Annotated in this window: 15 protein-coding genes; 6 read left to right on the top strand and 9 right to left on the bottom strand. The window is 67.6% G+C overall.

From position 1 onward, the window contains the following. Window positions 1–11 precede the first annotated feature (11 nt). From ABD210_RS24105 to ABD210_RS24080, 6 genes are all read right to left on the bottom strand, one after another. Window positions 12–833, bottom strand: a complete 822-nt coding sequence (locus ABD210_RS24105) for a carbohydrate ABC transporter permease (protein ID WP_344114354.1) — start codon at window positions 831–833, stop codon at window positions 12–14. Continuing rightward, window positions 830–1,753 carry a carbohydrate ABC transporter permease gene (locus tag ABD210_RS24100; protein WP_344114353.1) on the bottom strand — a complete coding sequence of 308 codons (924 nt, stop codon included), beginning with the start codon at window positions 1,751–1,753 and terminating at the stop codon, window positions 830–832. Before ABD210_RS24100 ends, ABD210_RS24105 begins: the two co-directional genes overlap by 4 nt. Then, window positions 1,753–3,180 carry an extracellular solute-binding protein gene (locus ABD210_RS24095; RefSeq protein WP_344114352.1) on the bottom strand — a complete coding sequence of 476 codons (1,428 nt, stop codon included), beginning with the start codon at window positions 3,178–3,180 and terminating at the stop codon, window positions 1,753–1,755. The genes ABD210_RS24100 and ABD210_RS24095 overlap by 1 nt, the downstream gene beginning before the upstream one ends. Before the next feature lie 627 nt (window positions 3,181–3,807). Continuing rightward, on the bottom strand, window positions 3,808–4,554 hold the full coding sequence (locus ABD210_RS24090; protein WP_344114351.1) for an RICIN domain-containing protein: 747 nt from the start codon (window positions 4,552–4,554) through the stop codon (window positions 3,808–3,810). Between the two features lie 384 nt (window positions 4,555–4,938). Beyond that, window positions 4,939–5,352 (bottom strand): hypothetical protein, encoded by a 414-nt coding sequence (locus ABD210_RS24085; protein WP_344114350.1) that lies wholly within the window; start codon window positions 5,350–5,352, stop codon window positions 4,939–4,941. 39 nt (window positions 5,353–5,391) lie between these two features. Beyond that, window positions 5,392–7,707, bottom strand: coding sequence for a DEAD/DEAH box helicase (locus tag ABD210_RS24080; RefSeq protein ID WP_344114349.1), 2,316 nt, complete (start codon window positions 7,705–7,707; stop codon window positions 5,392–5,394). 194 nt (window positions 7,708–7,901) lie between these two features. On the opposite strand from ABD210_RS24080, the gene ABD210_RS24075 reads away from it, so the two are divergent. The 6 genes from ABD210_RS24075 to ABD210_RS24050 all read left to right on the top strand — a co-directional run bounded on the left by ABD210_RS24075 (window position 7,902) and on the right by ABD210_RS24050 (window position 15,440). Beyond that, complete coding sequence (locus ABD210_RS24075; RefSeq protein ID WP_344114348.1) at window positions 7,902–8,231, top strand: STAS domain-containing protein; 330 nt, start codon at window positions 7,902–7,904, stop codon at window positions 8,229–8,231. Between the two features lie 216 nt (window positions 8,232–8,447). Then, window positions 8,448–10,751 (top strand): sodium-translocating pyrophosphatase, encoded by a 2,304-nt coding sequence (locus tag ABD210_RS24070; protein WP_344114347.1) that lies wholly within the window; start codon window positions 8,448–8,450, stop codon window positions 10,749–10,751. 372 nt (window positions 10,752–11,123) lie between these two features. Next, window positions 11,124–12,125 carry an ABC transporter ATP-binding protein gene (locus tag ABD210_RS24065; protein WP_344114346.1) on the top strand — a complete coding sequence of 334 codons (1,002 nt, stop codon included), beginning with the start codon at window positions 11,124–11,126 and terminating at the stop codon, window positions 12,123–12,125. Window position 12,126: 1 nt separating this feature from the next. Continuing rightward, a complete protein-coding gene (locus ABD210_RS24060) occupies window positions 12,127–12,891 on the top strand; it encodes a hypothetical protein (protein WP_344114345.1) in 765 nt (254 codons plus the stop codon). A 104-nt stretch (window positions 12,892–12,995) separates the two neighbouring features. Beyond that, window positions 12,996–13,790, top strand: coding sequence for a DUF2785 domain-containing protein (locus tag ABD210_RS24055; protein ID WP_344114344.1), 795 nt, complete (start codon window positions 12,996–12,998; stop codon window positions 13,788–13,790). 189 nt (window positions 13,791–13,979) lie between these two features. Next, the gene (locus ABD210_RS24050) at window positions 13,980–15,440 is read left to right on the top strand and encodes a DUF7059 domain-containing protein (RefSeq protein WP_344114343.1); all 1,461 of its coding nucleotides are present in this window, start codon (window positions 13,980–13,982) and stop codon (window positions 15,438–15,440) included. Here ABD210_RS24050 and ABD210_RS24045 read toward each other — a convergent pair. The 3 genes from ABD210_RS24045 to ABD210_RS24035 form a co-directional block, all read right to left on the bottom strand. Beyond that, window positions 15,430–16,998 (bottom strand): GGDEF domain-containing protein, encoded by a 1,569-nt coding sequence (locus ABD210_RS24045; RefSeq protein WP_344114342.1) that lies wholly within the window; start codon window positions 16,996–16,998, stop codon window positions 15,430–15,432. The two genes, ABD210_RS24050 and ABD210_RS24045, sit on opposite strands and share 11 nt — an antisense overlap. 22 nt (window positions 16,999–17,020) lie before the next feature. Beyond that, window positions 17,021–18,574, bottom strand: a complete 1,554-nt coding sequence (locus ABD210_RS24040; RefSeq protein WP_344114341.1) for a GGDEF domain-containing protein — start codon at window positions 18,572–18,574, stop codon at window positions 17,021–17,023. Window positions 18,575–18,688: 114 nt separating this feature from the next. Beyond that, a complete protein-coding gene (locus ABD210_RS24035; protein ID WP_344114340.1) occupies window positions 18,689–19,990 on the bottom strand; it encodes a cytochrome P450 in 1,302 nt (433 codons plus the stop codon). Window positions 19,991–20,089 lie beyond the last annotated feature (99 nt).

Genomic DNA, 20,089 nt, shown 5'->3' with positions numbered 1-20,089 from the left:
CCCTCCGTCACTCAACTCTTGATCCCGCCGTGGAAGCGGAACCCGTACCGCGAGTTCACCAACAGGTACAGCACGACGACCGGGATCGAGAACAGCAGCGAGAAGACCGGGATCACCGAGAGGTTGGCACTGCCGCCCTCGTCGGTGAAGGTCTGCAGCAGCACCGCGCCGGGCTGCTTGTCGATCGACCGGATGAGCAGGAAGGGCACCAGGAAGTTGCCCCACGAGTTCACGAACGCCCAGACCAGGATGGTCGCCAGCCCGGGCCGCGCCACCGGCACCACCACGTCCCGCAGGATCTGCAGCGTGGAGGCGCCGAAGACGCGCGCCGACTCCTCATAAGACTTCGGCACCGCGTCGATGAAGTCCTTCAGGATGAAGATCGCCGCCGGCAACAGGCCTCCGGTCATCACCAGCGCGACGCCGAACCGGGAGTCGATCAGCCCGAGCTGGAACATCATCACGAAGATCGGCACCATCGCGGCGGTCCCGGTGACCACCGACGACAGCAGCAGCAGTCCGTAGAGCAGTGCGTCGCGCCCGGGGATCCGCACGCGGGACAGCGCGTAGCTGGCCAGAGCCGCGAAGGCCGTCACCGCCACTGCCGTGGTGATGCAGATGAGAAGTGAGTTCACCATCGAGTGCATCGCGTAGGGGTGCGCCAGCGTCTTGCGGAAGTTCTCCAGCGTCCAGTCCGGCCAGTGCACGCCCAGGCCGGGCGACGAGTCGAACGGCGCCGAAGCGATCCACAGCATCGGTACTGCGAAGAACAGCGTGACTATGCAGATCAGGATGTAGAAGCCGATCCGGCGTACTACGTAGGCCGGCGTCATGAGCGCCTCCTCAGCAGCCGCAGGTAGAGCAGGGCGACCAGCAGGTTCGCGATCAGCAGCAGGAAGGAGATCGCCGACGAGTAGCCGAGCTCACCGCCCTGCAGCGCGACGTTGTAGATGTAGACCGGCACTGTCTCGGACTCGTGGTTCGGGCCGCCCTTGGTCAGCAGGAATGGCGAGAAGTCGTTCGCAGTCCACAGCGAGATCAGCAGCGTGTTGGTCAGCACGTGCCCACGGATGTGCGGGAACACCACATCCCGCAGCGTCTGCCAGCCCGACGCCCCGACCATGCGGGCCGACTCCAGTTGCGACGGCGGCACGGCTTGCAGGGCGGACGAGTAGAGCATCATCGAGAAGGCCGTGCCTCGCCAGGTGTTGAAGAAGACCAGGCAGACCATCGGGTAGTCGATCAGCCAGGCCGTGCCCTGCGCTCCGAGGATGCTGTTCAACGTGCCGGTGTCCCGGTCGAAGAAGGCGATCCACAGATAGGCGACGACCGTTGACGGCAGGATCCACGCCAGCAGTACGAGGCCCTCGACCGTACGGCGAACAGCAGGCCGGGCGCGGCGCATCGTCCAGGCCAACATGAAGCCGAGGATGTTCTGCCCGATGATGGCCGAGCCGAGCACGAACAGCACGGTCAACCAGAGCGCGTTGTGGAACAGCGCGTCGTTCAGGGCCTTCGTGTAGTTCGACAAGCCGACGATGGACGGCGAGACGGCCTCGACCCCGGTCAGCCGGTAGTTCGTGATGCCGATGTAGATCGTCCAGATCGCCGGGAAGACCAGGAACGCCCCGATCAGCAACAGGGCCGGCGCCAGGAAGCCGAGGGCCCGGGTAACCCCGAGTCCCGCGACATCCTGGGCCGGACCACGTACCCGCGCCGGTGGTGCCGGCACGGGTTGGGATGCGGTCGTCATCAGTTGCTGGTGACCTTGTCCTTGCTGCCCGCAGCAGCCTCGACAGCGGTCTCGTAGCCCTTTGCGGCGGCGTCGGTGGACTTGCCGCCGACCACGTCCGCTGTTGCCTGCTGCAGCGCGGCCGAGATCTTCGGGTACTCCGCGAGGCCCGGCCGGTACTGCGTCAGCGGCAGCACCTTGGTGGCGACGAAGTTCAGCATCGGGTCACCGGCCAGCACCTCGGCGTTGACGTCGGTGCGCTGGGTGATCTTCGCGGCGCCGTTCAGCGACTTCTTGACCATGTCAGCCGAGTTCATGAACTGCAGGAGCTCCCAGGCCTGCTGCGGGAACTTGGTGTTCGGGTTGATCGCGGTTGCGCCGCCACCGGACATCGAGACGAAGTCCTGGCCCTTGATGCCGCCGCCCGGCTTGCTGGCCGGGATCAGCGCGTAGCCCACGGCTGCGTCGCGGTCGGCCATCTTGGCGACACCCTCTTTGGGCTGGACCACGCTGCGCCAGAAGTAGTCGCCCTCGAGCAGGATGCCGATCTTGTTCGCGGCGAACTCGGCGAACGACTTGTCCCGGCCCTTGGCCTCGCGCTGCAGCACCGGGTCACCAAGGCCCGTGCTGTAGATGCCTTTGTAGAAGTCGAGGACCTGCCGGATCTGGCTGCTGTTGCCGAGCCACTTGCCGTCGGTGTTGATGGTGGCGCCGGTGCCCACGAGCAGCGGCAGCACGCCCTGCATCGTGGTGGCCTCGCCCATCGCAGTACCGGCGTTGATCTGGACCGGGGTGACGCCCGGCAGCTTCTTCAGGGCCTGCGCCGCGCTGGTGATCTCGTCCCAGGACTTCGGCTGCCAGTCGGCGGGGAGCCCGGCCTGCTGGAAGAGCTTCTTGTTGAAGTAGAGCACCCGGCCGTCGGTGCCACCTGGTACGCCGTACCGCTTGCCCTCGAAGCTGCCGAGTTGCTGGACCGAGTCCGGGATCTGCTTCCAGCCGTCCCAGTCGTCCACCTTGGCGGCGTCGCCAACGGTGTCGGTGAGCGGCTTGATGTAGCCGGCCTGGGCGAACTCGCCGACCCAGATGCCGTCGATGTTGATCAGGTCCGGGCCGGCCTTGTTGGACAGGCTGAGGGCCAGCTTCTGCTTGTAGACCTCGTCGTCCGAGCCGTCACCCTCGAACTTCACGGTGACATCGACACCCTTGGTCTTCTGGTCTGCCACGAACGCGGGGATCAGCACATCCTGGGTGAAGGTCGCGCCGGAGCTGTTCTTGCCGCCCTTGACCGAGTTCGAGCCGATCGTGAGCTCGACCTTCTTGGCGTCGGCGTTGCGATTGGAGTCCTGGCCCGCGCTGCCGGAGTCCGACGACCCCAGGCAGCCGGTCAGCAACACAACGGCGGCTGAGCCGAGGACGGCCAGCCGGGACAAGCGCGAGATACGTCGCATCAGGGGGCTCCTTGCGGGTCAGTGCAGCCAGTGCCGGTCCACCTTGGCACTAGGGACCGACTATGTGAAGACTTTTACATGGAGCGCGCGAAAATGTTGCAAAGTTACGACCGCCTCAGCCGTACTGCGGGTCGCGGGCTGAGCACGGATTGTTGCCATAGGCCCACTGTCGTCCGGCGTCAAGTTGGATGCAGGCGGCATGCATTGCGGAAAAGTTAAAGTCCGCTCGCGGTTGCGTGACAAAAAGTACCTGACTAGGTACAGAGTGTGACAGGCTCGGGTAGCGTCAACCCCGATCGGATCACTGGATCGGAGGTGACGGACATGCTGTTGCACGGACTGGCTTGCCTTCTCGACGACCTTCTGGGCCACTGTCATTGCTGGTGGTGGTGACGTCTGGTCGGCGGTGACGACGCCCCCCTGCTGACGCGCAAGCAGCAGGCGGCGGACCACCGCTCCCAACGAATCCCGCTGCACCGAATCCCGTAGGACCAATCCCGTAGGACCAATCCCCGCAGTACCAATCCCGCAGTACGAACCCGAACCGGACCAATCCACCGAGGATCGAAAAGAAGCGGCCGGCCCCGACATCGTCGGGGCCGGCCGTCCTCTGGTGATCCTCCTCGATCAGCGCCTGGCCAGCTGCATCATCTGCTTCGGCAGTGTCGTCGTCTGCGCCGCGGCCGGGTTCTTGGCCCGGACCAGGTCGAAGAGGCTCGCCGCGGCCTTCGCGATCGGCAGCGGCAGGGCCAGGCCCAGCGAAGCCAGCAGTGCGTTCACGAGTGCCAGCACCGCGCCGAGGATGTCCAGACCCGGAAGCGGCAAGGCGCTCCAGCCCTGGTACGGAGCCCCGCTGGCCGGCCGGTTGCCGGTCGGCTGGGCCTGCTTGGCCTTGCCCTGGCCGAGCAGCGAGCTGAGTGCCATTCCGTTCGCCACGTTGGTGAAGGAACCGTCGCCCGCGTCGTAGCTCCACTTCTGCCCGTCGCCGTCACGGCAGGGCAGCACCAGCACCGGCGCTTGTGCCGATGGCCGGGCCAGGTCCGCACCGGTGTCCAGGCAGGCGCCGGTCTGGGCAAGGGCGCCACCGACGCTCTTGCTCATCGCCACCTGGAGCTGGCCGTTCTCGGTGTAGATCCACTCCTGGGTCTTGCCCTCCTTGCCAGGAGCGCACGCCATCATCACTGCCATCGGCACCTTCTCGGCGGTGACGAAGGTGAGGCAGTAGCGCGTGTCGGAGCGGTTGGCGATCTGCTTGGCCACTCCGACCTCGACGCCCGGCGGGTCGGCCGGTGCCGGTGCCGCTGCCTGCGCGGGAACGGCCGTGGCCAGGGCGACGCTGACGGCGAGTACTGCCACGCCGGTGCGACTCAACAATCTACGGATGATCAAGACAACCTCCAGAGGTCGTGCCATCTCGCGGCGTCAGGTCGTCGGGACCCCGAAGCGAGAGTGGTCGGACTCCGGGAACCGCGAACGACACCCCTTGCGCGTGGGCTGAGGTTGCGGGTCGATCCCCCGTGAGGAGGTGGTGTGGCCCGGAAGGCCGACGGTGACTCAACGCGACGTTGACGCCACGACCAGTAATGCACACCATCCTCGGCGGTGGTTATGGCCAACCGGTGTTAGTTGATGCCAATGGCAACTAACTGCCAGCGAAGAGATCGTTGCATAAGGCATCGAAATCTGGCTGGGTGGTCGCCGTAGCGCGGTTGTGTGGCGGTTGTGCCTGGATCGAAACAGGTGAAACCGCTTCAGCATCTACCGGTGCTGCTCCTTCGGTTCGGTGCTATCGGCAACGATGTGGCGCTCGCGGGCGAGCCGGTCGCCCTCATCGATGTCGACGGTGCGGGCCGCGCCGTCATCCGGTGCGGTCACGTCGGAGGAGTTGTCCACAGCGGGCGCGGTCTCGGTCGCGGGGGAGGCTGCGACCTGCTGGCGCAGTTCCCTGACCTCCTTGTGCCGGCGATAGCCGCGACCCAGTCCCTTCTTCGTCAGCCAAAGGCCGGCGACCAGGACGACGCCGACCGCCGCGCCGAGGAAGAACACCGTCGGCACCACGACACCGAAGTCCACCCCGAACACCGACATCGTGGTCGAGTCGCTGGAGGAGACCGAGACGCCGAGGCCGAGGAGGACGGCGAGGACGATCAGGACGATTCCGAGGACGACCATGATTACTGCCTTTCTTCCAGCAGGTTGGTGCTGGAGTGTTCAGGCCTCACTGCCGAGTAGTGCGGTGAGCAGCGCCACGGCGCCACCCTTGTCGAGCGGATTGTTCCCGTTCCCACATTTGGGCGACTGTACGCACGACGGGCATCCCTCCATGCACTCACAGTGTGCAATCGCCTCACGGGTCGCGGTCAACCACTCGCGCGCCGCGGCGTAGCCGTGTTCGGCGAATCCTGCCCCGCCCGGGTGGCCGTCGTACACGAAGACGGTGAGGCGGCCGGTGTCGGCGTGCTTGGCGGTGGAGACGCCGCCGATATCCCAGCGGTCGCAGGTGGCGAACAGCGGCAGCAGGCCGATCGACGCATGCTCGGCGGCGTGCGCGGCCCCCGGTACGTCGTCAAGGCCCAATCGCTCGACCAGCGCGTTCGGCAAGGTCCACCAGACGGCCTTCGTCCGCAGGGTCCGCTCGGGGAGATCCAGCGGCTGCTCATCCAGTACGTCGCCGGTGACGAGCGCTTTGCGCTGGAAGGAGATCACCTGGTTCGTCACCTGCACCCAGCCCCGGGACAACTCGGCCGAACCCCAGGCAGTGGTGTCCTCGGTGGCCAGGATGCTGATCTCGGTGACGTCCCGGGCGAAGGTGGTGTAGTCCGGCGACGCCTGCTCGACGATCGCGGCGTGGCCCTCCAGGTCGAGGGTCCGGACCAGGTAGGACTCCCCGGCATGCACGTAGACGGCTCCGGCGTGCACGCTCGCATGCGCGGAACCACCGTCGACTGTGCCGAGAAGCCGTCCGGTCTGGTCCTCCACGATCTGCACGGTCTTGCCGCCGGCCGACCGGATGTCGATCGCGTCCACCGCACGATCACGCCGGGTCCAGAACCAGCCGTGCGGGCGTTCGCGCAGTAGTCCCTGCCTGACCAGTTGGGCGATCACGTTCTCCGTGGTCGCGCCGAAGATCTCGTAGTCCGCCGGAGTCAGCGGCAGCTCCTGCGCCGCGGCACACAGTTGGGGCCCCAGGATGTACGGGTTCTCCGGGTTGAACACGGTCGCTTCGACAGGTCGCCCGAAGATCGCCTGCGGATGCCGGACCAGATAGGTATCCAGCGGATCGTCCCGAGCCACCAGCACGGCCAGTGCGTCGCCGCCAGACCTGCCTGCCCGCCCCGCCTGCTGCCAGAGTGAGGCCCGCGTGCCGGGCCAGCCGGACAGCAGCACTGCGTCCAGGCCCGCTATGTCGATGCCGAGCTCGAGCGCGTTGGTCGCGGCGACCCCGGTGAGCTCGCCGCTCTGCAGCATCCCCTCCAGCCTGCGCCGCTCCTCGGGGAGATAGCCGGCCCGGTACGCCGAGACCTGGTCGACCAGCACCGGATCCACCTCGGCAAGGTTGTCCCGCGTTGTCAGTGCGACGGTCTCGGCTCCGCGCCTGGACCGGACGAACGCCACGGTCCTGACCCCGGACACCACCAGGTCTGTGAGCAAGTCGGCCACCTCCGCCGTGGCAGAGCGTCGTACGGGTGCTCCGTTCTCACCGTGGAGCGAGGTGAGCGGCGGTTCCCACAGGGCGAAGGAGATGCCACCGCGAGGCGAGCCGTCTGCGACCACCTCGACCATCGGCAGTCCTGTCAGCCGCTGACCGGACACGGCCGGCTCCGCAACCGTGGCAGATGCGCAGATGAAGATCGGATGGGCGCCGTACTGCGCGCAGACCCGCCGGAGCCGACGGAGAACCCCTGCCACGTGTGCGCCGAACACCCCTCGGTAGTGGTGGCACTCGTCGACCACGACGTACTGCAGGCAGCCCAGGAAGCGGGCCCAGCGCTGGTGATTCGGCAGCACCGACCGGTGCAGCATGTCCGGATTGCTCAGCACAAAGGTCGCGTGGTCCCGGGCCCAGTCCCGCTCGGTCCGCTCCGAATCACCGTCGAGTGTGGTCGGCCGCAAGCCCGGCACGGAGTACTGCGAGACCGCGCGCAGCTGGTCATGCGCCAGGGCCTTGGTGGGGGACAAGTACAAGACAGAGGCCGTACGGCGATGGGGTGATGCCGCCTGGGCGATACTCAGCGTCGCGAAGGCGGGCAGCAAGTAGCCGAGCGATTTCCCCGAAGCAGTGCCGGTGGCAACCACGACGTGTTTGCCGCTGTAGGCAGCCTCGGCCGTGGCGACCTGGTGGCTCCACGGTTCGTTGATTCCGGCAGTTGCCAGTTGGCTGAGCACCTCCGGCGGCACCCAGCGTGGCCAAGCGCCGGTCTGGCCGAGCCGGGGCGGCACGGATTCCACATGGGTCAACCGTTCTGCGCGACCCGGTCCGGCAGCCAAGCGTTTGAGTACAGCCGCTGCCTCACCACCCTCACGCATACGGCGAGAGTAGTAGTGCCCACGGACAGTGCTGCACTCCGCAGTGGCGGAAGGCATCTGCAAATGCGGATGTACACGTCATTTTGACCGGGTGGGTCGACGCGGGATGCGACGAAATGAAAGAGTTTTCCGCAGCGGTCCTTCTCACGGTCCGTACATGGTTGAATGCAACAGTTCACGGATCGGAGGCTGAAGTGGATCTGTCGCTGACGACGCGCTCGGAGGGTGGGCGCACCGTCGTCGAGGTGGGCGGGGAGATCGACGTGTACACCGCGCCGAAGCTGCGCGAGACCATCGTCTCGCTCGTCGACGCGGGGCAGTACGACCTGGTCATAGACCTCGAACGAGTGGAGTTCCTGGACTCCACCGGACTCGGCGTGCTGGTCGGCGGGCTGAAGCGGGTGCGCACCCACGACGGGTCACTTTCGCTGGTCTGCACCCAGGAGAGACTGCTGAAGATCTTCCGGATCACCGGCCTGACCAAGGTTTTCGAGATCCACCCGGATGTGGCCTCGGCGATCTGACCCTGCCTGACAAGGCATCCCGGCGGCTACGGACGGTGAGGTCCCTGCCGTCCCGCGCGAGTATGGGATAGACCACCCTGTCGTCAGGTCTGGTCGAGAACCCGTTAGAGTGACCCACCGCGTCAGGTCATTGGCGCTGTTTCGTATTTCCCAACCCTTCGGTGGCGGCAGTACCGGGGCCGTCTAGCCCAGAGGGGTTGCCAACAAGGAGGACGGATGTCGCTGCTTGCTGCACAAGCGGTGGATCTTTCGTCGAGCAACACCACGCTGGTCATCGTCGTCGGAGTGATCGCGATCTTCGCGGTCGCCATCGCGATGGTGTTCCGCGGTCAGGTGCTTGCCGCGAACGATGGCACCGAGAGTATGAAGACGATCGCCCTGGCGGTCCAGGAAGGCGCATCGGCCTACCTGAACCGGCAGTTCAGGACGCTCTCGGTCTTCGCCGTGGTGGCTTTCCTGTTGCTGTTCCTGCTGCCTGTGCACAGTGACGGCGGCAACGACACCACGCTGAAGATCTTCCGATCGATCTTCTTCCTGGTGGGCGCGGGCTTCTCCGCCACCATCGGCTACCTGGGCATGTGGCTCGCCACCCGCGCCAACGTGCGCGTCGCGGCCGCAGCCCGATCGGAGGGGCGCGAACCTGCCATGCGCGTCGCCTTCCGCACCGGTGGCACCGTCGGTATGGCGACCGTGGGCCTAGGCCTGCTGGGCGCCGCCGCCGTGGTGCTGTTCTTCAAGGGTGATGCTCCGACCGTGCTCGAGGGCTTCGGTTTCGGTGCCGCCATGCTCGCCATGTTCATGCGTGTCGGCGGCGGTATCTTCACCAAGGCCGCCGACGTCGGCGCGGACCTGGTCGGCAAGGTCGAGCAGAACATCCCCGAGGACGACCCCCGGAACGCGGCGACCATCGCCGACAACGTGGGTGACAACGTCGGCGACTGCGCCGGTATGGCGGCCGACCTGTTCGAGTCGTACGCCGTGATGCTGGTCGCCTCGCTGATCCTGGGCAAGGCCGCCTTCGGTGAGCAGGGCCTGGTCTTCCCGCTGATCGTGCCGGCCATCGGTGCCATCACTGCGGTGATCGGTGTCTTCCTGACCAAGCCGCGGGCCGGTGAGAACGGTCTGCGGACGATCAACCGGGCGTTCTACATCTCCGCGGCGATCTCCGCGGTGCTGTGTGCGGTCGCGGCGTTCGTCTACCTGCCAGGCAGCTTCAGTGGCCTGACCGGCGCGACGCCGGCCATCGCCGCCTTCGACGGTGACCCGCGGGTCATCGCCACCGTCTCCGTGATCATCGGCATCGTGCTGGCAGCGGTCATCCTGGCCCTGACCGGCTACTTCACCGGGACCGAGGACAAGCCGGTCCAGGACGTCGGCAAGACCTCGCTGACCGGTGCCGCGACCGTGATCCTGTCCGGTATCTCGGTCGGTTTCGAGTCCGCCGTCTACACCGCTCTGGTGATCGCCGCCGCTGTCTATGGCGCATTCCTGGTCGGTGGTTCCGGTGTGGTCGCGCTGTTCGCGATCGCGCTGGCAGGTGGCGGTCTGCTCACCACGGTCGGCGTCATCGTCGCGATGGACACCTTCGGTCCGGTCTCCGACAACGCGCAGGGCATCGCCGAGATGTCCGGCGACGTGGACGGCGAGGCCGCCCAGATCCTGACCGAGCTGGACGCGGTCGGCAACACCACCAAGGCGATCACCAAGGGCATCGCGATCGCCACTGCGGTGCTCGCGGCGACCGCACTGTTCGGCTCGTACACGGACTCGATCTACGCGGTGCTGAACGACGCCGGAGACGCCGCGTTCAACGCGGAGGCACTGGTCTTCGACCCGTCCACCCTGGTTGGACTGATCATCGGTGCCGCGGTCGTCTTCATGTTCTCCGGACTGCTGATCAACGCCGTCGGCCGTGCCGCCGGCGCTGTCGTCTACGAGGTCCGTCGCCAGTTCCGCGACATCCCCGGGATCATGGAAGGCACCGGCAAGCCGGAGTACGGCAAGGTCGTCGACATCTGCACCCGCGACTCGCTACGGGAGCTGGCCACGCCGGGTCTGCTCGCGATTGCGGCCCCGATCGCCGTCGGCTTCGGCCTCGGCGCCTCGGCGCTGGCCGGTTATCTCGCCGGCGCGATCGCCAGCGGCACCCTGATGGCCGTCTTCCTGGCCAACTCCGGTGGCGCCTGGGACAACGCGAAGAAGCTGGTCGAGGACGGCCACCACGGCGGCAAGGGTTCGCCGGCGCACGAGGCCACCATCATCGGTGACACCGTGGGCGACCCGTTCAAGGACACCGCCGGTCCGGCCATCAACCCGCTGATCAAGGTGATGAACCTGGTCTCGGTGCTGATCGCCCCGGCCGTGGTCGGCATGTCGAGCATCGGCCAGGACACCAACACCGCCCTGCGCATCACCATCGCCGTGGTGGCGCTGGTGATCATCGTCGCGGCCGTAGTGGTCTCGAAGCGCCGGGAGTCGGTCATCTCCGACACCCCGGCCGAGGTCAACGCCGCAGCCTGACAGCGACAGCCTGAAAGCAACACCCTGAGAGGCCCGCCGGAGATTCTTCCGGCGGGCTTCTCTGTTTCCCGGCGGCAGATCCTCTTCGGAGCTGACGATCGGCTGGAAGTGACTTCCAAGCACGATTGATCTTTGGTCGGTGCGTTGTCGACTTTGGGTGGATGTCCGGGCTGCGGAGATGGGGGATCGTCGGGGGACGGGTCGGGGGGTCAACCGATGGCACTGCGTTGCACGACGACGGCAGAATCCACCCAGAGGTGGACACACCGGATCCGTCCCGGGTCCGATGTGGTGACCCGACCGGCACTCGATACTGATCCTGACAGCCCGCCCGAAGTTTCACTGGCGCGCCACCGAACGAGGAGTACGGCGATGATCGAGGCAAAAGGCCTCACCAAGCGATACGGCGCAACCGTTGCCGTTGACAACCTGTCCTTCGAGGTGAAACCCGGCAAGGTGACCGGCTTCCTGGGCCCGAACGGGGCCGGCAAGTCGACCACGATGCGGATGATCCTCGGACTCGATACCCCCACCGCCGGCGACGTCCGCATCGACGGCCAGCACTATCGCGACCTGCGTCAGCCGCTGACGAAGATCGGCGCGCTGCTGGACGCCAAATGGGTGCACCCGAACCGGTCGGCGAGAGCCCACCTGGCCTGGATGGCCGCTTCCAACAAGCTGCCCAAGGACAGCGTCGACAAGGTGCTGGAGATGGTCGGCCTGACCTCGGTGGCGAACAAGCGCGCCGGGGCCTACTCACTGGGTATGTCGCAGCGCCTCGGGATCGCCGGCGCACTGCTCGGCGACCCGGAGATCCTGCTCTTCGACGAGCCGGTCAACGGCCTCGACCCCGAGGGCATCGTCTGGATCCGGACCTTCATGCACCGTCTGGCCGGCGAAGGCCGGACCGTGCTGGTCTCCAGCCACCTGTTGTCGGAGATGGCCCTGACAGCCGAAGAACTGATCGTCATCGGCCGCGGACGGCTGATCGCGCAGAGCTCCACCACCGAGTTCGTCGACCGCGCCAGCGGTACGACGGTCAAGGTCCGCAGTCCGCAACTGGACCAGCTGCAGGGCGTACTGCAGGCGCAGCACCTGGTGACCCGGGTCGAGGAGGTCGAGGAGCAGGGCAAGGTCCTGTTCGTCGATGGCGACCTGACGACCGACCAGATCGGTGAGGCCGCCGCCGCTCAGGGCATCGTGCTGCACGAGCTCACCCTGCAGCGCGGCTCGCTGGAGCAGGCGTTCATGCAGATGACCGGTGACTCGGTCCAATACCACGCGCACGACGAGGTGGCCGCGGTCACAGAGCTGAACGCGGTTCCGCCGGTCTCCGGCGTCGAGGTGGCCACGGGGCCGAAGGAGGACAACTGACATGTCGGTCATCGCAGTAGAGCGGATCAAGCTCTTCTCCACCCGCTCGCCGTGGTGGTGCATGGTCGTCGCAGCAGTCCTGACGATCGGCTTCGCGGCCCTCACCACCGCGTTCATCACGGCGCCCGATGAGCAGCAGGCGACGATCTTCATCACCCAGCCTGGCGCGCAGCTCAGCCAGATGGTGATGATGGTGATGGCCGCACTCGCCGTCACCACCGAGTACAGGTTCAGCACCATCCGAACCAGCTTCCAGGCGGTGCCGCAGCGGGCCGCGCTCCTGCTCGGCAAGACCGCGGTCGTGGCTTTCCTGGCCGGGGTGGTCGGCCTGGTCGCGTCGTTCGGCGGATGGGCGATCGGCAACCTCTTCGTGAACTCGGACGCCCTGGCCATCGACACGGCGGCCGAGTGGCGGCTGCTGGCCGGGCAGGGCCTGGTATTCGCGCTGTCCGCGGTGATCGCGGTGGCGGTCGGCATCCTGATCCGGCAGAGCGCGGGCGCGATCGCGATCCTGATCCTGTGGCCGTTGCTGGTGGAGAACCTGTTCAACCTGATTCCCAAGGTCGGTGACGACCTCGCGAAGTGGTCTCCGTTCGCGAACGGCAGCTCCTTCCTGAACCAGGGGCAGGACTACGGTCTGGCCGGTGCGAACGCCGCCGGCAGCCAGTTCGCCCTGAGTCCCTGGTGGGCGCTGCTGTACTTCGCTGGTTGGGCAGGCGCGCTCCTGGCCATCGCGCTGTACAGCGCGAGCAAGCGCGACGCCTGAGGGGATTGGGCCCGGCCGGGCTGAGGGGTCCTGGTCGCTACGGTCCGTGGAACATCTGGTGATCCGGATGTTCCACGGACCGTTCTCTTGTTAGCCTGCGCGGCATGACGGATTGGGCGCGGATTCGCGCCGACGGCTTCGCCGTACCGACCGATCGACCGCTCGATGATCTGGTCGCCGAACTCTCGTCCATGCTGCGGTCGCCTGATCCGGTGGTCCGCGACACCCAGGCCTACACGACGCTTGCCACCTGGATCGCCAACGGCGCGCTCGGCACCGATCAGTTGCGGGCCCTGGGGGACGAGATGGTCGCCCGGTTCGATGACGCGGAGATCCAGGCGCGCACGTTCGCGCCGCTGATCCTCGACGTGATCGTGTCCACGGGGGTCTTCGAGCCGAGCTGGGTGCCGCCCTTCGAGCGGTGGTACGTGGCCGAGGAGGACCTGCGCGGCTTCGACCCGAAGCTGGGGTGGCTGCATGCGGTCGCGCACGGGAGCGACCTGCTCGGGGCTCTGGCGCGGGTGCCTGCGGTTGAACCGGTCGAGATGCTGCGGCTTGGCATCGGGCGGATCCTGACGCCCACGGAGTACGTGCTCGGGAGCTTGGAGGACGACCGCCTCGGCTTCGCGCTGGCAGTCGCCTTGGCTCGTCCTGATCTGAGTGCGGCGGATGCGGTCGGTTGGCTGGACCCGGCGGTCCGCGGCGTCGTCGTGAACGGCAGCGACGGCATCCGGCCCGAGTTGTCGAACACCCTGCGCACGCTCCGGGTCGTCTACCTGCTCATCGACCACGGCGTACGCCTGGATGCGGAGAACCCGCGCGTTCAGATCCCGCACCGCGACCTGGTGAAGGCCAAGCTCGTCGAGGTGTTCACGGTCGCGACGCCTTACTACTTCTGAGATGGCGACCGCGCCGGTGGATCCCTCGCCGCAGCTGCCGTAGAACGACACCACCTCCGATCCGGCCAAGCTCGAGGCAGCGCTGCGGGTGCCTGGATTCGACCAGGGCGGAGCTCACGCCAGACGCCTTCGTCGAGTCGGGCACGGTGCTGTACGCAACCGCCCGATAGCGGCTGTCAGGATGTCCCTATGGGTGGACAAGGGGACGGCGGGCTGACCGCGGCGCTGGGGCGGCGGCTCCGGGGTGCGTTCGAGGCGGCGGGGTACACCGTCGAGGGGGTGGCCGAGCGGTTAGGGGCCCAGGCCAACAATGCGCTGGCCCGCAACGAGACGACGCCGGCCTACCGTGCGACGACGGCCGGTGATCCGCTCGATCTGCTGATCCGGCTCTTCCTCCTCCAGCGAGCTGTACCGGAATCCCTGCTCAGCAAGGCGTTTCCAGCCACGACTCAGGAACTATCGGCCCTGGGCATCATTGAGCGGTCGGGCGACGAGGTGAGGGCGGCGGTCGATATCAGGCCGTATGCGGAGGACGAGCGGCAGTGGTGGGTGGTCGCGGATCTGACGCCGGGCCTGGACGGTCGTCGCGAGCCGATGCGTCCCGACTACGTACTCGGCATCGCACCCGCGAGCCTGAGCCTGGTCAGGCTGACCGTGCCGATCAAGGCCGAGAAGGCGCTCGATATCGGCACCGGCTGCGGCATCCAGGCGCTCCACCTGGCGGACCGGATGAACCACCTCGTCGCGACCGACGTGAATCCCCGGGCGCTGACGCTGGCCCGCTGGACCGCAGCGCTGAATGAGATCGAGCTCGATGTCAGAGAAGGCAGTCTCTACGAGCCTGTCACGGGTGAGCGGTTCGACCTCATTGTCAGCAATCCGCCCTATGTGATCGCGCCGCCGAGCGACGGGCGGCTCACCTATCGGGAGACGGGATTCGCGGGCGACTCGGTGGTCGAGCAGCTCGTCCGGCAGGCACCGGAGCACCTCGCCGAGAACGGCTGGTGCCAGCTGCTGGCGAACTGGACCTGCGTCCGCGGCCAGGACTGGCAGGATCGGATCGCCGGCTGGACCGGGGATCGGGCGGCCTGGGCCGTGCAGCGCGAACAACTCGACCCCGCGGAGTACGTCGAGCTCTGGTTGCGCGATGCCGGCCTGCACGGGCGCCCGGAGTACACCAGCCGGTACGACGCTTGGTTGCGGTGGCTCGACGAGCAACAGGTCGAGGCGATCGGCATGGGGTGGATCAACCTGCACAACGTTCCGGGGCAGACCCACGCCGAGGAATGGCCGTACGAGATCGAGCAGCCGATCGGCCCGCAGGTGCTCGACCGGTTCCAGCGGCAGGAGGAGCTGCCGGCTGACCTCACCGGGCTCTACTTGACGACGGCCGACGACGTCGTACAGGAGTCGCTCGGTCCGCCTGGAGCCGAGGACCCCGCGACGATCGTGCTGCGCAGGCAACGGGGGATGCGGCGGGCGGAACAGGTCGACACCGTGCTGGCGGGGTTCGTCGGTGCCTGCGACGGTGACCTCAGCGTTGGCCAGATCCTCGACGCGCTCGCCAGCCTGCTGGATCGCGAAGACCTGCACGCCGACTACATGCCGAAGATCAGAAACCTCGTCAGTGAAGGGTTTCTCAACTACTAGCCGGCCGTCGGCGGCGCTTCTCGGAGTACATGCGCCGGTCTGCTTCGGTCAGGAGATCCCCGACGGGGGTGCCGTCGGTACTGGTGGCCTGACCGATGCTCAGCCGGAGCATGGCGAACCATGGTTCGGCCGCGGTCGTCGCGACTTGCTCTGCGGCCGCCCGGATTCGCTCGACGAGTTCGCGGGCTCCCCGTTCGTCGGGGTTGTCGAGCACAACGACGAATTCGTCGCCACCGGCGCGGGCGACCACGTCCTCGGCCCTGCACTGCTCGGTCAGCAGCTGTGCGACCCGGCGGAGCACGTCGTCGCCGCAGGAGTGACCGTGACTGTCGTTGACCACCTTCAGGTTGTCCACGTCGATGGCGATCACGGCCACCGAGCGGCCGGAGTCCACGGCGAGCGACATCCGCTCGTCAAGTGCGCGGCGGTTCCCGACACCGGTCAGTGGATCCTCCCGCGCGGCTCTCCATTCGGCGTCGTGCCGGATCGAGAGCTCGTGGTTGGCCAGCGCACTGCGTACGGCGTACAGGCCGCGCAGGCGTTCGGCCCACCAGCCGCGGGTGATCGCGCGGGCGTACTGGAGGCCTGCGACCGCGCCCACATCACCCGAGTCGGCCACGATCTGCACGGCCGTGTGCCGGACCAGCGCCTCGACGGGCGGATCGGAGGTCGGCGGGAGCTCTGTGGCGGCGCGAGCTGCAGTCTCCATGGCGTCGTCGATCCGGCCGGCAGCCGCATACGCCTTGGCCAGGTAGGCGCCCGCGATCGCGGCCAGCTCGAGTGAGCCGAGCTTGGCCAGTTGGTCCCGGCAGTCCTTCAGGACGATCGCTGCTCCGGCCGGATCCGTGTCCCGATCGCAGGCAGCGAGCCACATCCGCCCGGTCATCGGCCAGTACCCGATCAGGTCGGCCTGGACGATCACCTCGATCGCCTCGCCGGCCCAGCGCCGGGCCTCGACGTGGCGCCGCCGGATCTCTTCGTCGTACGCCGGGTCGCCGAGCCGCTCCAGCTCGTGGGCCCACCGCAGGTTGGACTCCGCGAGGTTCAGCCGGTTGATCGCCGGGGACTCAGGCAGCCCGAGCGGATCCGAGTCAGTCTCCGCGGCGAGCTCGAAGTGCGGGATGCACAGCTCGAACAGTCGCAGCAGGTCATACGCATACCCCAAGCCGGTGTGGGCCCAGCCGGCCAGGCCGCTGTCGCGGGTCTGGGAGAGCGCGTTCTCGGCCGCGACCAGATCGGCCACCGAGTCGCCGCCCTCGCCGGTGCGGATCAGCGTGACGATCCGCAGCGCCAGCGCGTTCGCCTCCCAGCCGGGTTCGCCGATCGCGCGCGACACCCGGATGCAGCCGTCGACCGCGTCGAGCGCCTCCTCGGCGTCGTTGCCGTGATGGGCCGCGACGGCCCGCACGTACTCGGCGGCAGCGCGCTCGTGGGTCGGCTCCGGGCCGAGCTCGGCCAGCAGCCGGCGGAGGTCGGCCGCGGCCTCGGCCGGATTACCCGACTGGGCCCGCGTCATCGCCGCTGCGATCCGGGCGGTCACCCCCGAGGTCTCGCGCACGTCGCCTCCCCTGTCACCGCGGTCATCGCCCGCGGCGTTTGTCCTCGTACAGCCGGTTGTCGGCGATCGGGATCAGCAGTTCCACCGGAACTCCTTCCGCGGTGGCCGCGTAGCCGATACTGAGACTGATGCCGGCCAGCCACGGTTTTGTTGCGGTCGCGGCGACAGTCGCCACCGCGGTCCGGATCCGCTGGGCCAGCAGCGCGCCGCCCTTGGCGTCCGGCTGGTCCAACACCACTAAGAACTCGTCCCCTCCCGATCGAATCACGGCATCGGTGGGTCGCGCCTGGTCCACGAGCAGCTTTGCAACAACCTGCAGCAATTCGTCCCCGCGGGCATGGCCGAAACTGTCGTTGACCACCTTGAGGTCGTCCACGTCGATGGCCAGCAGGGTCACCGCCCGCTGTGAATCCCTGGCAGCGGTGAGCCTCTCTTCCATCGCCCGGCGATTACCGACCCCGGTCAGCGGATCCTGGCGCGCCGCATGCCACTCGGCATCATGCCGGGCCGGGAGGTCATGCAGCTCAAGAGCATGCCGTACTGCGTTCAGCGCGCGCTGGCGCTCCTTCCACCAGGCACGGGCCACCGAGCGCGCATACTCCAAGCCTGCAGCGGCTCCGAACTCGCCGGTGCGCGCCGCTAGCTCCGACCTGGTCTGCAGCACGAGCATCAGGGTCGCCGGATCCGCCAACGGGATCAGGTCATCGCCAGCTCGATCGGCTGCTGCCTTGGCCGCCTCCAGGTCGCCCTGAGCCGCGAAAGCCCTTGCCAGGTAGGCACCTGCGATCGCCAGCCGCTCTGTCTCGCCGAGCTTGCTGATCTCATCGCGGCAATCCTGCAACTCTGCAACGGCTTTCGCGGGCTCTGCCGCGGTGCTCGATGCGGCCAGCCAGAGCCGGACGCTCAGGCGCCAATACTCCTGGCTCTCGTCGTCGACGATCACCTTCGCCGCCTCGCCGGCCCAATGCTGGGCGGATGCCAGCCGCTCCCGGATCTGATCCTCGTACGCCGGGTCGCCGAGCCGCTCGAGCTCGTGGGCCCAGCGCAGGTGGGTCTCCGACAGATTCAGCCGGTCGATCGCCGGGACCTCGGCGAGGTCGAGCACCTCGCCTTCGGACGCCTCGGCGATCTCGTAGTGCGGCACGCAGAGCTCGAACATCCGCAGTACGTCATAGGCATAGCCGAGTCCGGTGTGGGCCCAGCCGGCCAGTCCTGGATCGGTCGTCCGGCTCAGGGCATGCTCAGCGGTCACCAGGTCGTTCACCGTGTCGCCGCCGCGTCCGCTGCGAGCCAGGGTGATGATCCGGATCGCCAGCGCGTTCGCCTCCCAGCCCGGCTCGTCGATCGCCCGGCCGACGGCGAGGCAGTCCTCCACAGCAGCCAGGGCTTCATCCGCATCGCTGGCGTGGTGCGCTGTGACTCCGCGGACGTACTCAGCCGCCGCCAGTTCGTAGCTGGGTCTGCCGCCGAGTTCCGCGCGGATCGCCTGGAGCTGGGCCGCGGCGACCGCATGACCGCCTGACTGGGCCAGTGTCATCGCCGCGGCGATCCGAGCGAGCACCAGCCCCCGGTCCATCGCGGCCCTCCCGTCCGTCACCCGTTGTTCGGGTCGGACCGCCCATTGTGGTCGCGGCGAGGCCCGGTGTCACGGACTTGCCGGAGAGGTGACACGGTCTTGACGCAGCGACCGTCAGCCGGCGACCTGCTGCGCCTGTGCTGCGTGCAGCTGGACGGGCAGGGATTCCACGCCGTAGACGATGGAGAAGTCGCGGAAGCGCAACTGGTCCTCGGACACGGCCAGGGACAGGTCCGGGAACCGGTGCGCGAGCGCGAGGAAGGCCGCGCGCAGCTCCATCCGGGCCAGCTCCGCGCCGACGCAGCGGTGCATGCCGTGTCCGAAGGCGAGGTGGGCGGCAGGTGCGCGCTTGGGGTAGAAGTCCTCCGCGTCCAGGCCGAAGACCTGCTTGTCGCGGTCTGCGCCGGACAGCGACACCGCGACCAGGTCGCCCTTCTTGACCTGCTGGCCGAACAATTCCTGGTCGTGCCGGGCGAACCGGGGGAACGCGACCTGGACCACGGTCAGGTAGCGCAGCAGCTCCTCGACGATCGCGTCGACGGCGCCTTCCTCGGTGCGGATCCGGGCGAAGTTCTCGGGATCGCGCAACAGCACCAGGGTGCCGAGGGCAAGCATGCTGGCCGACGTCTCGTAACCGCCCAGGAAAACGCCGTCCGCGAGGCCGCCGAGCTCGATGTCGTCGATGGTGTCCCCGTGCTCGCGGATGATCGAGCCGATCAGGCCGTCACCGGGGTCCTTGCGCTGCTTACGGACGATCTCGAACAGGAAGTCGCGAGACTCGCTGGCCGAGCCGAACACGCCGATCCCGCCGCCGGACAGGTCGAACCGGGCCGGGCCGAGGGCACGGAAGCGGTCGCGGTCGGACTCCTCGACCCCGAGCAGGTCGCTGATCAGCAGGAACGGCACGTTGAAGGCGAAGTCCGCGACGATGTCGGCGACCGGGCCCTTGGCCTCCATCAGGTCGAGCTGGTCGTTGACGATCTTCTCGATCGCCGGTTCCAGCCTGGCCAGCCGACGCTTGGTGAACTCCGGGGTGAGCAGCTTGCGCAGCCGGGTGTGGTCCGGCGGATCGGTGAAGCCGAGTCCGCCGATGCCTTCGGACGGCTTGTTCGGGTCCGAGCCGACCAGCGGCCGGATGTCGTTGCTGAAGTTCGCGGTGTCGGTGAGAACCGCCTTCGCCTCGGCGTGGCCGCTGACCACCCAGACGTTCAGCCCGAACAGGTGGGCCAGTTTGTGCACCGGCTCGGACTCGCGCACCCTGCCCAGCTCTGGGACGGGGTCCAGACCATCGCGGCGAAGCGGCATCGAGACCTGGCGCGGGACGATCCGCATCTTCGACAGATCCAGTCCACCCCGGCGAGTGGTTCTGCTCAGCAACCGACTGCCGACCCACCTCTTCAGGTATGTCACAACCATGACTCCCACGCGCCCTCTCTGACGTGCTGCCCCCGACGGCTTTCGGCTAACACGAAGCTAGCCGGTCCGGGGACCAGAACTGATGGTGTTGGCACTACT

The organism is Kribbella alba, assembly GCF_039529635.1.
In the GTDB taxonomy this organism is placed as follows: Bacteria; Actinomycetota; Actinomycetes; order Propionibacteriales; family Kribbellaceae; genus Kribbella; species Kribbella alba.
The sequence above is the reverse complement of the archived record's forward strand: the minus strand, read 5'-3'. Positions and strand labels throughout refer to the sequence as shown.

Coding starts and splice junctions, on each gene's coding strand:
- ABD210_RS24060 (WP_344114345.1), top strand. CDS start 12,127: ATGTCGGTCATCGCAGTAGAGCGGATCAAGCTCTTCTCCACCCGCTCG.
- ABD210_RS24085 (WP_344114350.1), bottom strand. CDS start 5,352: ATGGTCGTCCTCGGAATCGTCCTGATCGTCCTCGCCGTCCTCCTCGGC.
- ABD210_RS24065 (WP_344114346.1), top strand. CDS start 11,124: ATGATCGAGGCAAAAGGCCTCACCAAGCGATACGGCGCAACCGTTGCC.
- ABD210_RS24040 (WP_344114341.1), bottom strand. CDS start 18,574: ATGGACCGGGGGCTGGTGCTCGCTCGGATCGCCGCGGCGATGACACTG.
- ABD210_RS24080 (WP_344114349.1), bottom strand. CDS start 7,707: ATGCGTGAGGGTGGTGAGGCAGCGGCTGTACTCAAACGCTTGGCTGCC.
- ABD210_RS24105 (WP_344114354.1), bottom strand. CDS start 833: ATGACGCCGGCCTACGTAGTACGCCGGATCGGCTTCTACATCCTGATC.
- ABD210_RS24055 (WP_344114344.1), top strand. CDS start 12,996: ATGACGGATTGGGCGCGGATTCGCGCCGACGGCTTCGCCGTACCGACC.
- ABD210_RS24095 (WP_344114352.1), bottom strand. CDS start 3,180: ATGCGACGTATCTCGCGCTTGTCCCGGCTGGCCGTCCTCGGCTCAGCC.
- ABD210_RS24070 (WP_344114347.1), top strand. CDS start 8,448: ATGTCGCTGCTTGCTGCACAAGCGGTGGATCTTTCGTCGAGCAACACC.
- ABD210_RS24100 (WP_344114353.1), bottom strand. CDS start 1,753: ATGACGACCGCATCCCAACCCGTGCCGGCACCACCGGCGCGGGTACGT.
- ABD210_RS24050 (WP_344114343.1), top strand. CDS start 13,980: ATGGGTGGACAAGGGGACGGCGGGCTGACCGCGGCGCTGGGGCGGCGG.
- ABD210_RS24035 (WP_344114340.1), bottom strand. CDS start 19,990: ATGGTTGTGACATACCTGAAGAGGTGGGTCGGCAGTCGGTTGCTGAGC.